We start from the raw sequence: 16,048 nt of genomic DNA, 5'->3' as shown, positions 1-16,048 counted from the left end.
CCCAGGGGTGAGCCGGCAGCCGTTCCCAGGACCGGGCACATAGTGCTGCACGCGAGTGGCCCACCGACCCGTACGGGTGGTGGGCTGCACGCGACACCCGAAGGTGCGCAGACGCTCCTGCCGTCGCCCTCACGGACGTCGGCCTGTATGACGCCCCGCCGGTGACGCCGCGCCCTGCCGGGCGCGAACACGGGACGTCTCGCTCCCGACAGTGTACGGGGTGTTGGGCAGTCCGTATGACGCGGACAGCCAGTTGCAGCGTCCGGGGCGGGGCTCCGTTGATCTGCGGCTCCGCCGCGTGAGCGCGGCAAGCCGGGCCGATGCTGCCGCAGGTAGTTGCACTACCAGGGGCGCGGGGAACTGCGCGACAAGCCACCGTGTGTGGTGTGAGGCCGAACGCGCAGGGCCATCCGCACGCCCGTGGTCACTCGCGCAGTTCCCCGCGCCCCTGGGGGGCTTCGCCACCAAGCCGCCCCCGCACCCACTCGGCAATGTCGGCGTACCGCGCCTCCGCGCCGTGCCGCGTCGGGCGGTAGTACTGCTTGCCGTGGATCGCGTCCGGCGCGTACTGCTGGGCCGCGATGCCTTCCGGCAGGTCGTGCGGGTAGACGTAGCCCTGGGCGTGGCCCAGCCTCTTCGCGCCTGCGTAGTGCCCGTCGCGCAGATGCGCCGGGACAGGGCCGGCGAGGCCGCCGCGGACGTCGGCCAGGGCGTCGGCGATCGCCGTCGTCGCGGAGTTGGACTTCGGGGCGAGGGCCAGGGCGATGACCGTGTGCGAGAGGGTCAGCGCCGCCTCGGGGAACCCGATCATCGCCACGGCCTGCGCGGCGGCGACCGCCAGCGGCAGGGCGTTCGGGTCGGCGACGCCGATGTCCTCGCTCGCGGAGATCATCAGCCGCCGGGCGATGAAGCGCGGGTCCTCGCCCGCGTCGATCATGCGGGCCAGATAGTGCAGCGCAGCGTCGACGTCACTGCCCCGGATGGACTTGATCAGCGCGCTCGCCACGTCGTAGTGCTGGTCGCCGTCGCGGTCGTAGCGGACCGCCGCGCGGTTGACGGCCGTCTCGGTCAGCTCCAGCGTGACCGCCTCCGACTGCTGCTCGATCGCCGCGCCAGCCGCCGCCTCCAGCGAGGTCAGCGCCTTGCGGGCGTCGCCTCCCGCGATCCGGACCAGGTGGTCCTCGGCGTCCTCGGCCAGCTCGACCGCGCCGCCGAGCCCGCGCTCGTCCGCGACGGCGCGGCGTAGCAGCGCACGGATGTCGTCGTCGGTGAGGGACTCCAGCGTCAGCAGCAGCGAGCGGGAGAGCAGCGGCGAGATCACCGAGAAGTACGGGTTCTCGGTGGTCGCCGCGATCAGCGTGACCCAGCGGTTCTCCACGGCCGGGAGCAGGCTGTCCTGCTGGGCCTTGGAGAAGCGGTGGATCTCGTCGAGGAAGAGGACGGTCTCCTTGCCGCTGGTCCCGACGGCCCGGCGCGCGCCCTCGATCACCGCGCGGACCTCCTTGACGCCTGCCGTGATCGCCGAGAGTTCGACGAAGCGACTGTCGGTGGCCTGGCTGATCACGTAGGCCAGCGTGGTCTTGCCGGTGCCGGGAGGCCCCCAGAGGATCACCGACGACGTCGCGGCAGGCCCGTTCGTCGCCGCGACCAGGCGCCGCAGGGGCGAGCCGGATTTGAGCAGGTGCTGCTGACCGGCGACCTCCTCCAGCGACCGGGGCCGCATCCGTACCGCGAGCGGCGAACGTCCGGGCTCCTTGGTCTGCAGGTCCTCGGCTGCGGCGGTGAACAGGTCTGGCTCCACGTCTCGACCCTACCGGCGCGCACCGACAGTCCGTGCGCCTCGCGTTCAACGCCATGAAGTCATTTGCCTATAGTCTGTAGGAAAATGCATACTTGACATAGGCGAACGCGTGACGAAGGGACGGCCATGGCGCGGGCGGGACTCACCCCCGAACGACTGACCCGGGCGGGAGCCGAGTTGGCGGACGAGGACGGCTTCGACCAGGTCACCGTCTCGGCGTTGGCCCGGCGCTTCGACGTCAAGGCCGCCAGCCTGTACGCACATGTGAAGAGCACCCACGACCTGCGGACGCGGATCGCGCTGCTCGCCCTGGAGGAGTTGGCGGACCGCGTGGCCCACGCGATCGCGGGCCGCGCCGGGCGGGGCGCGCTGGCCGCGTTCGCCGACGCCTACCGCGACTACGCCCGCGAGCACCCGGGCCGCTACCAGGCCGCGCGGTTCCGGCTCGACGCGGAGACGGCGGCGGCAAGCGCCGGCGTGCGGCACGCGCAGATGACGCGCGCCCTGCTGCGCGGCTACCGCCTGGCCGAGCCGGACCAGACGCATGCCGTGCGGATGCTGGGCGGCCTCGTCCACGGCTTCGTCGAGCTGGAGACAGCGGGCGGGTTCAGCCACACCGCCGTCGACGCGCAGGAGTCGTGGTCCTGGACCATCGACTCCCTCGACGCCATGCTCCGCGCCCGGGGCGCCCAGGCCGTGGACGGCCAGGCCGACTGACGACCACCCACTCGGCGACCACCAACTCGCCGAACACCGAAGAGCCGAGACCATGGACACCGCACACACCGCGCACACCGCCCCAACCCTGATCACCACCCCCGTCACCGAGGAGCTGCTGCGCGGCCATCTTGACGTCGAGACCACCCCGCACGGCGGACTCCTCCCGCACCGGCTCCCGGCATGGGCCCGACGACAGCTTCCTGACGCGCAGTTCGCCATGGTCGAGGCGCAGCCCTCCGGCGTGCGGCTGGCGTTCCGCACTCGGGCCACCACGGTCGAGCTGGAGACCGTGCCCACCAAGCGGGTCTACCGTGGCCTGCCGGCTCCGGCCGACGGGGTCTACGACCTGCTCGTCGACGGCACGTTGACCGCGCAGGCCGTCGTCGCGGGCGGCCGGACGCTTCTTGTCGACATGACGACAGGCAGCGCCGAGCTCCGTGAAGGCCCGTCCGGCGTCGCGCGTTTCGCCGGCCTGTCGGCGCGGGACAAGGCCGTCGAGATCTGGCTCCCGCACAACGAGACGGCCGAGTTGCTGACCCTGCGCACCGACGCGCCCATCGCGCCCGAGCCGGCGAGCGGCCGCAGGCGCTGGCTGCACCACGGCAGTTCCATCAGCCACGGTTCGAACGCCGCGAGCCCCACCACCGTCTGGCCCGCCCTGGCCGCCGCCACCGGCGGGGTGGAACTGGTCAACCTCGGCTTCGGCGGCAGCGCGCTGCTCGATCCCTTCGTCGCGCGGACGATGCGCGACACACCGGCCGATCTGATCAGCCTGAAGATCGGCATCAACGTGGTCAACGCCGACGCGATGCGGCTGCGCGCGTTCGGTCCGGCCGTGCACGGATTCCTCGACACCATCCGCGAGGGCCATCCGACCACGCCGTTGCTGGTGGTCTCGCCGATCCTCTGCCCGGTCCAGGAGGACACGCCCGGTCCGCTGGCACCCGACTTCTCCGGCGGCACGCTGCGGTTCAAGGCCACCGGCGACCCGGCCGAGCGCGCTGCCGGACGCCTGACGCTGACCACGATCCGCGCGGAGCTCGCCCGGATCGTCGCCGAGCGGGCCGCCGACGACCCGAACCTGCACCACCTGGACGGTCGCTCGCTCTACGGCCCGGCGGACTACGACGAGTTCCCGCTGCCCGACGCGATCCACCCCGATCCGGCCGGGCACCGACGCATCGCCGAGAACTTCGCCCGGCTGGTGTTCACCGCAGGCGACGGGCCGTTCGCAGCCGCAGGCGTCTGACCAAGGCCTGAAGCAGGCTCACTCCGCTGGAGTGGTCCACGGCACTCTCTCCGGCCACGGGTGGCCGCTTGGCCGCGCCGACGGAAAACCGTTGGCGCCCTGGGGCACTCCGGCGGCAGGATGATCCGCATGTTCCCGCAGCCCATCGCCCAGCTCCCCGCAGTCGCGGGTGCGATGGCCGCTGCGCACCTTCCGGCAGTCGCAGCAGCCGCAGCCGTGTTCGGCGCTGCATTCGACGGCGCGCGAAGCTGACCTTCTCCGGGACGCGTCCCCGGGACCTCAGTCGGGGAAGGTCGGCCCGATGCTGAGGTTCCGTCACATCGCTTTCCACAGAAGACTTCCGGAGCTGGATCACCATGGCCAAGCAGGCCTTCGTGCGGACCAAGCCGCACCTGAACATCGGCACCATGGGTCACGTCGACCACGGCAAGACCACCCTTACCGCCGCCATCACCAAGGTGCTGGCCGAGCGCGGCGGCGGCAGCTACGTGCCGTTCGACCGCATCGACCGCGCCCCGGAGGAGGCCGCGCGCGGCATCACCATCAACATCGCCCACGTCGAGTACGAGACCGCCACCCGCCACTACGCCCACGTCGACATGCCGGGGCACGCCGACTTCGTGAAGAACATGATCACCGGCGCCGCCCAGCTGGACGGCGCGATCCTGGTCGTGTCCGCCCACGACGGCGTGATGCCGCAGACCGCCGAGCACGTGCTGCTTGCGCGTCAGGTCGGCGTCGAGCACGTGGTGGTGGCGCTCAACAAGGCCGACGGCGGCGACCCGGAGCTGCTCGACCTGGTCGAGCTCGAGGTCCGCGAGCTGCTCGCCGCCCACGGTTACGACGGCGCGACGCTGCCGGTCGTCCGCGTCTCCGGGCTGCGCGCGTTGGAGGGCGACCCCCAGTGGTCGGCCGCGCTGCTCGCGCTGCTGGACGCGGTGGACGTCCACGTGCCGACGCCGGTCCGCTACACCGACGCGCCGTTCCTGATGCCGATCGAGAACGTGCTGACCATCACCGGTCGCGGCACCGTCGTGACCGGTGCCGTCGAGCGCGGGCGGGTCCGGATGGGGGACCGGGTCGAGGTGCTCGGCTTCGGGTCGGAGGTGGTCTCGGTGGTCACCGGCGTGGAGACGTTCGGGCGGACCATGGAGAGCGCCGAGGCAGGCGACAACGTCGCCTTGCTGCTGCGCGGCGTCCAGCGCGGCGAGGTCCGGCGCGGCCAGGTGGTCGCGGCGGCCGGCAGCGCCTCGGTGCACCAGGCCTTCACAGCCCGGCTGCACCTGCTGAGCACGGCGGACGGTGGTCGCCGCACGCCGATCACCAGCGGGTACCGGCCGCAGTTCTACCTGCGCACCGGTGACGTGGTCGGTGACGTGACCCTCCCGGAGGGCGTGCCGCTGGCCATGCCGGGCGACACCGTCGAGGTGGCGGTGACCCTCGGCCAGCCGGTCCCGCTGGAGCCGGGTCTCGGCTTCGCCGTCCGCGAGGGCGGCCGCACCGTCGCCGCCGGCACGGTCGGCACGGTCACGGGGTAGGTCGCCGACTGGCGACGGCATGCGGGAGGCGGGGCGAGCGGGGCAGGGCGGACGGGGCGGGGAGTTACGGGAGACCGCGGCTTCCCGCCCTTGCTTGCCCTTTGCTGCGCCACGCTGCTGGGGGGCGAACCCTCGGCAGCTGACCGCGACCGCGACCATCCAGAGCACCGACAGGGTCACGGCCTAACACCAGCGGTAGACCAACTCCGGCCTCCCCACCTGGCCGTACTGCGGTTCGCGCCGCGCCCGACCGGTCTCGACCAGGTGCTCCAGGTACCGCCGCGCGGTGATCCGCGAGACGCCCGCCGCCGTGCCGACGGCTGCCGCCGACAACCCCGCGTCGGCCTCGCGGATCACCGAGGCGACGGCCTCCAGGGTGGGCGTGGTCAGGCCCTTCGGCAGGGTGGTCCCGCGCGGCGAGCGGAGTTCGGCGAAGGCCCGGTCCACCTCGTCCTGGCCCAGTGCCTCTCCCCCGCGCTCCAGGCTGGCGCGGTAGCGGGCGTAACGCGCCAGCCGGTCCTGGAGCGTGGCCGCCGCGAAGGGCTTCAGCAGGTACTGCACGACCCCGATCGACACCGCGCGCCGCACGGTCGCGAGGTCCCGCGCCGACGTGACGGCGATGATGTCGGCCCCGTGCCCGGCCGCGCGGATGCCGCGCACCAACTCCAGACCGTGCCCGTCCGCGAGGTACAGGTCGAGCAGGATCAGCGCGACCGGCGTGCCCGTGTTCCGCGCACGTTCCAGGAAGCGCAGCGCCTCCGCCACGCTGTGGGCGACTCCCGCGCAGCGGAATCCGGCGGCTCGCTCGACGTAGCGGGCGTGCGCCTCGGCCGCGACCGGGTCGTCCTCGACGACCAGCACGTCGATCACCGCGCACCCACTCCCTCGTGCTGCAGCGGAATCCGCACGGTCAGCACGGCGCCGCGTCCCTCGCCGACCGTGACGCTGCCGCCGTTGCGGCGCGCGGCCTGGGCGACCAGCGCGAGGCCGATGCCCCGCCCGAGGGCCTGCCCGCCCGCCTGTCCCGACTGCTGCCCGGACGGCTTCGTCGACCAGCCGCGTTCGAAGATCCGGTCCACGGCGTCCGGCGCGATGCCACGTCCGGTGTCGGCGACGCGCAGCAGCATCTCGCGGGCGTCGGTGCGGGCGGTGACGGTGACCGTCGGCGGGCCGTCGTGCTCGGCCGTGCCCTCGATCGCGGCGTCCATCGCGTTGTCGATCAGGTTGCCGAGCAGCGTGACCAGGTCCCGGGCGCTGAGCTGTGGGGGGAGCGCGTCGTCGATCCGGCTCTCCTCGGTCAGCACCAGGTCGACGCCGCGTTCGGCCGCCTGCGCGGCCTTGCCCAGCAGCAGCGCGGCCAGCAGCGGTTCGTCGATCGCGCCGACGACCCGGTCGGTGAGCTGCTGGGCCAACTCCAGCTCGGCGGTGGCGAAGTCGACCGCCTGGCGGTGGCGTCCCGTCTCGATCAGCGACACGACTGCGTGCAGCCGGTTGGCCGCCTCGTGCGCCTGCGCGCTCAGCGCCTCGGCGAAACCCCGGACGGAATCCAACTCGCCGCTGAGCGCCTGGAGTTCGGTGTGGTCCCGAAAGGTGACCACGGTGCCGAGATCCGAACCGTCGCCGATCGGCGAGGTGTTGACCACGACGACGCGGTCGGCGGTCAGGTGCAGTTGGTCCCGGACCGGCTCCGGCCCGGCCACCGCCGCCCGCAGCGGCTCCGGCAGGGCGAGTTCCGCGAACGGGCGGCCCTCCACCGGGCCGTCCAGGCCCAGCAGCTCGCGCGCGGCGTCGTTGCAGAGCACGACCGTCCCGGCGCGGTCGAGCAGGACCAGCCCCTCGCGCACGGAGTGCAGCGTGGCCTGGTGGTACTCGTAGAGGTGGCTGAGCTCGGCCGCACCCATGCCGTGGGTGTGGCGGCGCAGGCGGCGGTTGGCGAGCCAGGTGCCGAGACCGCCGAGAGCCAGCGCGGCCAGCGCGACCAGCACCAGCCCGGTGATCGCCCCGCGCAGACGGCTGCTCAGGTTCTCCACCGTGATGCCGACGCTGACAAGCGCGACGATCCTGCCGTGCGCGTCGCGCACCGGTGTCACCGCGCGGACGGAGGGGCCGAGCGTGCCGGTGTAGGTCTCGGTGAAGGTCCGCCCGGCGAGTGCGGGGGCGATGTGGCCGAGGAAGTGTCTGCCGATCTCCGCCGGGTCCGGGTGGGTCCAGCGCACGCCGTGGGTGTCCATGATCGTGACGAAGTCGACGCCCGCATCCTTGCCGACCTGCTCCGCGTACGGCTGGAGCACGGCCGTCGGGTGCGGGCCGACGGCTGCCTGCGCGACGGTGGGCGCGTCGGCGACAGCCCGTGCCGTCGCGACGACCTGCCGCTCGGCGGCCTGCTCGGCGCGGTCGCTGGTCCAGATGTAGGCGAGCACCGCTCCCCCGGCGACCACGACGGCGACGATCAGCACCTGCACCGCGAAGAGCTGCCCGGCCAGGCTGTGCGCGACGCGGTTTCGTCGGCGCAGTGTGGGCGGTTCGGCCCGGTCGTGGTGCAAGGTCCGGTGCATGGTGGCCAGTCTGCCTGCCGCTGCGCCGGGTGAGTAGCGCTCGTGCCGTGAACGATATGAACGCAAACGTGACCCTCCCCACGCCCGCCCCCATAGTCGTCGCAACCGGCCCGCCCACCGCTTGCGGCCGGACGCACCGTCAGGTCCCGGGGACGACGACCACCACCGGCAAGGGAGCCGCACTCATGGCAGCAGCCTCAGCAGTCAGACGCGAACGGACGCACTACCTGTATCTGGCCGTGATCGGCGCAGTGCTCCTCGGCATCGTGGTGGGCCTGGCCGCGCCGTCGTTCGCGCTGCAACTCAAGCCCGTGGGCACGGGTTTCGTAAACCTGATCAAGATGATGATCAGCCCGGTCATCTTCACCACCATCGTGCTGGGCATCGGCTCGGTGACCAAGGCCGCCAAGGTCGGCAAGGTCGGCGGTCTCGCCCTCGGCTACTTCGTGGTGATGTCGACGGTCGCACTGGCGATCGGCCTGGTCGTCGGCAACCTGGTCAACCCGGGCGCGGGTCTGCACCTCACCGACTCCCTGGCCAAGGCGGGCCACGCCCAGGTCGCCGCCGGCGGCGGCGAGGGCACCGGCGACTTCCTGCTCGGCATCATCCCGACCACCCTGGTCTCCGCGCTGACGGGTGGCCAGGTGCTGCAGACCCTGCTGGTCGCGCTGCTGGTCGGCTTCGCGCTGCAGTCGATGGGCACAGCGGGCGCCCCGATCCTGCGCGGCGTCGAGCACCTGCAGCGGCTGGTCTTCCGCGTGCTGTCGATGATCATGTGGGCGGCGCCGGTGGGCGCGTTCGGCGCGATCGCAGCAGTGGTCGGCGCGTCCGGCTGGGCCGCGCTGAAGTCGCTGCTGATGGTCATGCTGGGCTTCTACGTGACCTGTGCGATCTTCGTCGTCGTGGTGCTGGGCCTGCTGCTGCGCGTGGTGGCCGGGGTCAATGTCTTCGCCCTGCTGCGGTATCTCGGCCGCGAGTTCCTGCTGATCCTCTCCACCTCGTCGAGCGAGAGTGCGCTGCCGCGCCTGATCGCCAAGATGGAACACCTGGGCGTGAGCCGCCCGGTTGCGGGAATCACCGTCCCGGCGGGCTACAGCTTCAACCTCGACGGCACGGCGATCTACCTGACGATGTCCTCGCTCTTCATCGCCCAGGCGATGGACCGCCCGATGTCGCTGGGCCATCAGATCTCGCTGCTGCTCTTCATGATCATCGCCAGCAAGGGCGCAGCGGGCGTCACCGGCGCCGGCCTCGCCACCCTCGCGGGCGGCCTCCAGTCCCACGCCCCGGCCCTCGTGGACGGCGTCGGCCTCATCGTCGGCATCGACCGCTTCATGAGCGAGGCCCGCGCCCTCACCAACTTCGCGGGCAACGCCGTCGCCACGGTCCTGATCGGCCACTGGACCCGCGAGCTGGACCACGACCGCATGCACCTCGTCCTCGGCGGACGGCTGGCCTTCGACGAAGGCGCGCCTGCGCTGGACCCGGTTGCCGTGATGCCGACACAGGCGCCTGCTTCGGTCTGACAGGGACGTTGCAAACGTCAGGGGCGCGGTGCTCTGCTTGATCAACTGCAAGCAGTTCCCCGCGCCCCTGAAGAAGCTACGACTTACGCCTCTGCCTGCTTCGGCTTCGCGTCGACGCCGGCTTCCTTGCGCTGCGCAGCAGTGATCTCCGTCGGAGCGCCGGTCAGCGGGTCGCCGCCGTTGGACGTCTTCGGGAAGGCGATGACGTCGCGGATCGTCTCGTAGCCGCCCAGCAGGGCGACGAGGCGGTCCAGGCCCAGGGCGATGCCGCCGTGCGGGGGCGGGCCGAAGTCGAAGGCGTTCAGCAGGAAGCCGAACTGCGACTGGGCCTCCTCGGGCGACAGGCCGATCGCGTCGAACGCGCGCTTCTGCACGTCCTTCTGGTGGATACGGATCGAACCGCCGCCGATCTCCGAACCGTTGAGGACCAGGTCGTACGCGTTGGAGAGCGCGCTGCCCGGGTCGGTGTCGAAGGTCGACATGGACTCGGCCGTCGGGGCGGTGAACGGGTGGTGCACCGCGTGCCAGCCCTGGAACTCGCCCTTGTCGTCCTCGATCGGCTCGAACATCGGGAAGTCGACGACCCAGAGGAAGGCCCACTTGGACTCGTCGATCAGCCCGCAGCGCTTGCCGATCTCCAGACGCGCAGCACCGAGCAGCTCCTGCGAGGCGGCCTTCTTGCCCGCGGCGAAGAAGACGCAGTCGCCCGGCTTCGCGCCGACCGCGTCGGCCAGGCCGGCGAGGTGCTCCTCGCTGAGGTTCTTGGCGACCGGGCCGCGCAGCTCGCCGGTCTCCTCGTCGATCAACACATACGCGAGCCCGCGCGCGCCGCGCGCCTTCGCCCAGTCCTGCCACGCGTCCAGCTGCTTGCGCGGCTGGGACGCGCCGCCCGGCATCACCACGGCGCCGACGTACGGGGCCTGGAAGACGCGGAACTCGGTGCCGCTGAAGTACTCGGTCAGCTCGGTGAGTTCGTTGTCGAAGCGGACGTCCGGCTTGTCCGAGCCGTAGCGCGCCATGGCGTCGGCGTAGGTCATCCGCGGCAGCGGCAGCGGGACCTCGTAGCCGAGGACCTCGCCCCAGACGCGGGAGACGACCTCCTCGCCCAGCTTGAGGATGTCCTCCTGGTCGACGAACGAGGCCTCGACGTCGAGCTGGGTGAACTCCGGCTGACGGTCGGCGCGGAAGTCCTCGTCACGGAAGCAGCGCGCGATCTGGTAGTAGCGCTCCATGCCGGCGACCATCAGCAGCTGCTTGAACAGCTGAGGCGACTGCGGCAGCGCGTACCAGTGGCCCGGCTGCAGGCGGACCGGCACCAGGAAGTCGCGGGCGCCCTCGGGGGTGGAGCGGGTCAGGTACGGCGTCTCGATGTCGAGGAAGCCGTTCTCCTCCATCACCGTGCGGATGATGTGCGAGGCCTTGGAGCGCAGCCGGAGCGCGCGGGCCGGACCCTCGCGGCGCAGGTCCAGGTAGCGGTACTTGAGGCGGACCTCCTCGTTGACCGAACCCGGCTCGTACTCCGCGACCTGGAACGGCAGCGCCGCGGCCTCGGAGAGGACGGTCAGCTCGGAGACGACGACCTCGACCTGGCCGGTCGGGATGTCGGGGTTCTCGTTGCCCTCGGGGCGGACGCGGACATCGCCGACGATCTTGACGCACCACTCGGAGCGCAGCTCGCCCACGGCCTCCAGGTCGCGGAAGACGACCTGGACGGTGCCGGAGGTGTCCCGCACGTCGACGAAGGCCACGCCGCCGTGATCGCGGCGGCGGGCTACCCAGCCGGCGAGGGTGACGGTGGTGCCGGCGTGCTCCGGGCGGAGCGTGCCGGCCTCGTGGGTGCGGATCACTGGAGCTTCTCCTTCAGGGTGGTGACGAGAACGTCGAGGGCGACCGGAGTCTGGTCACCGGTGCTGAGGTCCTTCAACTGGACGACGCCGTCGGCGAGATCGCGTTCGCCGGCGACGATCGCCCAGCGGGCGCCGGAGCGGTCCGCGGCCTTCATCGCGGCCTTGATCCCCTTGCCGCCGAAGACGATGTCCGCGGAGACGCCCTCGCGGCGCAGCTGGGTGACCGTCGCGAAGAGGACGCGGCGGGCCTGCTCGCCGAGCGGCACGGCGAAGACGTCGGTGGCGGCCGGGGTGTCGAGGGTGATGCCCTCGGCCTCCAGCGCCAGCACGGTGCGGTCGACGCCCAGCGCCCAGCCGACGGACGGCAGCGCCGGGCCGCCGATCATCTCGGACAGGCCGTCGTAGCGACCACCGCCGCCCACCGCGGACTGCGAGCCGAGGCCGTCGTGGACGAACTCGAAGGTGGTGCGGGTGTAGTAGTCGAGCCCGCGGACCAGCTTCGGGTCGTCCTCGAAGGCGACCCCGGCAGCGGTCAGCAGCTCACGGACCTGCTCGTGGTAGGCCTTGCAGCCCTCGCAGAGGTAGTCGACCAGCATCGGCGCGCCGACCAGCTGCGCCTGCACGTCCGCACGCTTGTCGTCGAGCACGCGCAGCGGGTTGATCTCGGCGCGGCGGCGGGTCTCCTCGTCCAGGTCCAGGCCGCGCAGGAAGTCCTGCAGCGCGGCGCGGTAGACCGGACGGCACTCGCGGTCGCCCAGACTGTTGAGCAGGATGCGGAAGTTGCGCAGCCCGAGCGAGCGGTAGGCGTCGTCGGCCAGGATGATCAGCTCGGCGTCAAGCGCCGGGTCCTCCGCGCCGATGGCCTCCGCGCCGACCTGCCAGAACTGGCGGTAGCGGCCCTTCTGCGGCTTCTCGTAGCGGTACTGCGAGCCGCTGTACCAGACCTTGACCGGCAGGTTGCCGACCCGGTGCAGGTTGGCCTCCAGCGTCGCGCGCAGCACGGACGCGGTGCCCTCGGGCCGCAGCGCGATGCGCTCGCCGCCCAGGGTGGTGAAGGCGAACATCTCCTTGGTGACGATGTCGGTGGACTCACCGACGCCGCGCGAGAAGAGGTTGATGTCCTCGAAGACCGGCGTCTCGATGTAGCCGTAACCGGCCCGGCGCAGCGGCGCGGCGAAGGCCTCGCGTACGGCCAGCACCGTCGGCGCGTCGGCGGGGAGGATGTCGTAGGTGCCCTTGATGGCTTGGAAGGCCTGGGAGTTGCTGCTCACGTCTCGTCTCAATCAGATTCCGCGGCGCGGGGCGCCGGTCGGCGCGGCGCTGCCGGCGACCTGAAGCAGGTACGGGTTGGCGGCACGCTCGCGACCGATGGTCGTCTGGGGGCCATGACCGGAGAGGACCACGGTCTCGTCCGGCAGCGGCAGGCACACGCGGGCCAGCGACTGCAGGAGGGCGTCGTGGTCGCCTCCGGGAAGATCGGTGCGTCCGACGGAGCCGGCGAAGAGCAGGTCACCCGAGAACAGCACCGGCGGAAGCTCCGGTGCGGCGGGCGTCCTGAACGTCACCGACCCCTCGGTATGGCCGGGCGCATGCTCGACCGTCAGGCTCAGCCCGGCGAGCTCCAGGACGCTGCCGTCGGTCAGCACCCGGACGTCGTCCGGCTCGCCGACCGTGATCCCGCCCATCAGCTGCGCGCCGAGGGAGCGGCCGAGGGCCTTCTCCGGATCGGAGAGCATGTAGCGGTCGTCCGGGTGGATCCAGGCCGGGATCCCGCGTGCGCCGCAGACCGGGACGACCGAGGCGACGTGGTCGATGTGCCCGTGCGTCAACACCACCGCGACCGGCTTCAGCCCGTGCTCGCGCACCGCTTCCTCGACACCGGCGCTCGCCTCGTGGCCGGGGTCGACGATGACGCACTCCTCACCGGCGGCGGGGGCCACGAGGTAGCAGTTGGTGCCCCAGGCTCCAGCGGGAAAGCCGGCGATGAACACGTGGGTCCTTTGCGCGTCGGTGGTGGCTGCTTCAGGTACCTGCGCCAGTGGATGGCTGCGGATGCTGCATGCAGCCTACCGGCGGTACAGGAGGGATCGCGAACCCGTATCCGGCGCGTCAGCGGCTTCGCCGCGCGAGGTCGGCGTCGCCCGTCCGGCGGCTCGTAGCCGCATCTCACCTCGCGTTTACAGGTTCGCTCCCTACACTAGGCCGCCGTCGGGTGGGAGGATCCCCGCGACCGGGCTCTGACGGGCCCGTCTGCGCACCGACGAACACTGACCTGACCGACTGACCGACCTGACCGCAGACCCGAGGAGTGTGGGCGGTGGCCCCCAACGACACGCGCAGGCCCCAGCAGCTTCCCAAGGACAAGGAGAAGCGCCGCCGCGAGTTGCAGCGGATGAAGCTGGACCGCCAGGCCCAGGCTCGCGCGCAGCGGGTCGCTGAGTCCCGTCGCCGCACGGCCATCGTCGGCGCAGCGGTCGTCGCCGTCGCGGCGGTCGCCGTCGGCGCTGTCGCGCTCTGGCCGAGCGGGTCGTCGGCGAAGTCCTCGGACGCCGCGTCCGCGACCAAGGCGGCGGCCCCGTCCGCCTCGGCGTCCGCCGCCGGCGCCACCACGGCCGCGGGCTACACGATCCCGGCGAAGAAGGACGGCTCCTGGAAGACCGAGCCGGCCATGACCATCGACACCTCGGCGACGTACACCGCCAAGATCCAGCTGGGGCAGGGCGAGGTGGACCTCAAGCTGGACGCCGCCGCCGCGCCGCACACCGTCAACTCCTTCGTGTTCCTTGCCGGGCAGCACTTCTTCGACGGTGTCTACTGCCACCGTCTGACGACGTCCGGCATCTACGTGCTGCAGTGCGGCGACCCGACCGGCACCGGCTCCGGCGGCCCGGGCTACCAGTTCAAGGACGAGAACCTCAGCGACCCGGCCGTCAAGGGCGGCACCTATCCGGCCGGGACCATTGCCATGGCCAACTCCGGTGCGAACACCAACGGCTCGCAGTTCTTCCTGGTCTACAAGGACAGTGCGCTGCCCGCGAACTACACGCCCTTCGGCACCATCACGGGCGGCCTGAACGTGCTCAACGCTATTGCCGCCAAGGGCACGGACAACAGCAACGGCAGCGGTGACGGCCACCCGATGCAGCCGGTCGTCATGAACAGCGTCACCACGACGAAGAGCTGACCCGGTTGCGCGCCCGCGCGGGCGCGCAACGCTTTACGGGCGACGACCCACCGGAGCGGTTTGACGGCGCAGGCAACAATCCGGGCGGGGATACGGACAGCGCCGGTGGTCGTCGCCTATGTTGGCGTCTTGTAGGGTGCGCTTCTGCGCTTCCGGCAGCGCGGTTGTGAACCGGCCGGACAATCGAACGTGGGCGGCGTCCGTCCCTTCTGCGACAACTGTCCAGAAGACGGGCGCCATATGGAGGAGGCGCTGTGAGCAGCGAGCCGTGGGGCCGGGTCGACGACGAGGGAACCGTCTACGTGCGGACGGCCGACGGCGAGCGCGTCGTCGGTTCGTGGCAGGCGGGGTCTCCCGAGGAGGCGCTGGCCTACTTCACGCGCAAGTACGAGGGCATCGCTGTGGAGATCGGCCTTCTGGAGCGCCGCGTGCGCACCACCGACCTGGCGGCGAAGGACGCTCTCACGGCCATCGAGCACCTGCAGGCGCAGGTGACCGAGGGCCACGCGGTCGGCGACCTGGACGCCCTGGCCAAGCGACTTCAGGCGCTCGTGGCCGAGGTCGAGTCGCGTCGCGAGGAGCGCAAGGCGGCCCGGGCCAAGGCCCAGGAGGACGCCCGCGCCGCGAAGGAGGCGCTGGTCGCCGAGGCGGAGCAGCTGGTCGAGTCGTCCCAGTGGCGCGAGGCCGGCGACCGGCTCCGCTCCCTCGTGGACACCTGGAAGGGCCTGCCGCGCCTGGACCGCAAGTCCGACGACGAGTTGTGGCACCGCTTCTCCCACGCTCGCTCGGCGTTCTCCAAGCGCCGCAAGGGGCACTTCGCGCAGCTGGACCAGCAGCGCGAGGAGGCCAGGCTCAAGAAGGAGAAGCTGGTCGTCGAGGCTGAGTCGCTGTCCGGCTCCACGGACTGGGGCGACACGGCGGCCCGCTACCGCGAGCTGATGACGGAGTGGAAGGCCGCGGGCCGCGCCCAGCGCGAGGCCGAGGACGAACTGTGGACCCGCTTCCGGGGCGCGCAGGACGTCTTCTTCCAGGCCCGCTCGGCGGTCTTCGACGAGCGTGACGCGGGTGAGCGCGACAACGCCCACGCCAAGGAAGCCCTGCTGGTCGAGGCGGAGGCGCTGCTCCCGATCGGCGACCTGAAGACCGCGAAGGCGTCCTACCGCGACATCGCCGAGCGCTGGGAGGCCATCGGCCACGTCCCACGGGATGCGCGTCCGCGCCTGGAGGGTCGCCTCCGGACGGTCGAGCAGGCCATCCGCGAGGCAGAGGAGGCCGAGTGGCAGCGCAGCAACCCTGAGGCGCGGGCCCGCGCCGCGGGCATGACGGGCCTGCTGCAGGCGGCGGTCGACAAGCTGGAACGGCAGATCGCTGCGGCGCAGGCCAAGGGCGACGCACGCCAGGTGGCGAAGCTCCAGTCCGAGCTGGACGGCCGCCGCGAGCTCCTGGCCCAGGCCCAGAAGGGCCTGGAGGAGTTCAGCGGCTGAGAGCTCATTTCGCTCCCGCAGGTAGTTGCACTATCAGGGGCGCGGGGGGCGGGGCGCCCCCCCCCCCCCGGGGGGGGGGGGGGCCCCCGGCCCCGCCCCCCCCCCCCAGGGGGTTGGGGCGCCCGGACCCCCCCCCCCCCCCGC

General features: G+C 71.9%; 12 protein-coding genes. 6 read left to right on the top strand and 6 right to left on the bottom strand.

All coding sequences use genetic code 11. The annotated features are described in order from the left end of the window. Positions 1-424: 424 nt before the first annotated feature. A complete protein-coding gene (locus tag ABH928_RS34245) occupies positions 425-1,801 on the bottom strand; it encodes a replication-associated recombination protein A (RefSeq protein WP_370072627.1) in 1,377 nt (458 codons plus the stop codon). 126 nt (positions 1,802-1,927) lie between these two features. On the opposite strand from ABH928_RS34245, the gene ABH928_RS34240 reads away from it, so the two are divergent. The 3 genes from ABH928_RS34240 to tuf all read left to right on the top strand — a co-directional run bounded on the left by ABH928_RS34240 (position 1,928) and on the right by tuf (position 5,308). Beyond that, positions 1,928-2,518 carry a TetR/AcrR family transcriptional regulator gene (locus ABH928_RS34240; protein ID WP_370072626.1) on the top strand — a complete coding sequence of 197 codons (591 nt, stop codon included), beginning with the start codon at positions 1,928-1,930 and terminating at the stop codon, positions 2,516-2,518. A 52-nt stretch (positions 2,519-2,570) separates the two neighbouring features. Then, positions 2,571-3,770, top strand: coding sequence for a GDSL-type esterase/lipase family protein (locus tag ABH928_RS34235; RefSeq protein ID WP_370072624.1), 1,200 nt, complete (start codon positions 2,571-2,573; stop codon positions 3,768-3,770). A 356-nt stretch (positions 3,771-4,126) separates the two neighbouring features. Beyond that, a complete protein-coding gene (gene tuf / locus ABH928_RS34230) occupies positions 4,127-5,308 on the top strand; it encodes an elongation factor Tu (protein ID WP_370072623.1) in 1,182 nt (393 codons plus the stop codon). A gap of 183 nt (positions 5,309-5,491) precedes the next feature. On the opposite strand, the gene ABH928_RS34225 is transcribed toward tuf, so the two are convergent. Both ABH928_RS34225 and ABH928_RS34220 read right to left on the bottom strand, forming a co-directional pair. Next, positions 5,492-6,178, bottom strand: coding sequence for a response regulator (locus tag ABH928_RS34225; RefSeq protein WP_370072622.1), 687 nt, complete (start codon positions 6,176-6,178; stop codon positions 5,492-5,494). Then, a complete protein-coding gene (locus tag ABH928_RS34220; protein WP_370072621.1) occupies positions 6,175-7,863 on the bottom strand; it encodes an ATP-binding protein in 1,689 nt (562 codons plus the stop codon). Before ABH928_RS34220 ends, ABH928_RS34225 begins: the two co-directional genes overlap by 4 nt. Before the next feature lie 185 nt (positions 7,864-8,048). Between ABH928_RS34220 and ABH928_RS34215 the strand changes: the two genes are divergently transcribed. Continuing rightward, positions 8,049-9,389, top strand: a complete 1,341-nt coding sequence (locus ABH928_RS34215; protein ID WP_370072620.1) for a cation:dicarboxylate symporter family transporter — start codon at positions 8,049-8,051, stop codon at positions 9,387-9,389. An 83-nt stretch (positions 9,390-9,472) separates the two neighbouring features. Here the strand turns inward: ABH928_RS34215 and aspS are convergent, their stop codons facing one another. From aspS to ABH928_RS34200, 3 genes are read right to left on the bottom strand one after another with little or no spacing between them, the layout of a single operon-like run. Next, the gene (aspS, locus tag ABH928_RS34210) at positions 9,473-11,236 is read right to left on the bottom strand and encodes an aspartate--tRNA ligase (protein WP_370072619.1); all 1,764 of its coding nucleotides are present in this window, start codon (positions 11,234-11,236) and stop codon (positions 9,473-9,475) included. After that, a complete protein-coding gene (hisS, locus tag ABH928_RS34205) occupies positions 11,233-12,507 on the bottom strand; it encodes a histidine--tRNA ligase (protein WP_370072617.1) in 1,275 nt (424 codons plus the stop codon). The genes aspS and hisS overlap by 4 nt, the downstream gene beginning before the upstream one ends. 12 nt (positions 12,508-12,519) lie before the next feature. Beyond that, positions 12,520-13,227 (bottom strand): MBL fold metallo-hydrolase, encoded by a 708-nt coding sequence (locus ABH928_RS34200; protein ID WP_370072616.1) that lies wholly within the window; start codon positions 13,225-13,227, stop codon positions 12,520-12,522. Positions 13,228-13,628: 401 nt separating this feature from the next. Between ABH928_RS34200 and ABH928_RS34195 the strand changes: the two genes are divergently transcribed. Then, complete coding sequence (locus ABH928_RS34195; RefSeq protein ID WP_370072655.1) at positions 13,629-14,420, top strand: peptidylprolyl isomerase; 792 nt, start codon at positions 13,629-13,631, stop codon at positions 14,418-14,420. A 254-nt stretch (positions 14,421-14,674) separates the two neighbouring features. After that, positions 14,675-15,904, top strand: a complete 1,230-nt coding sequence (locus tag ABH928_RS34190; RefSeq protein WP_370072615.1) for a DUF349 domain-containing protein — start codon at positions 14,675-14,677, stop codon at positions 15,902-15,904. The last annotated feature ends 144 nt before the right edge of the window (positions 15,905-16,048 follow it).

Origin of the sequence: Streptacidiphilus sp. MAP5-3 (assembly GCF_041262505.1) — a bacterium.
Lineage (GTDB): Bacteria > Actinomycetota > Actinomycetes > Streptomycetales > Streptomycetaceae > Streptacidiphilus.
The sequence above is the reverse complement of the archived record's forward strand: the minus strand, read 5'-3'. Positions and strand labels throughout refer to the sequence as shown.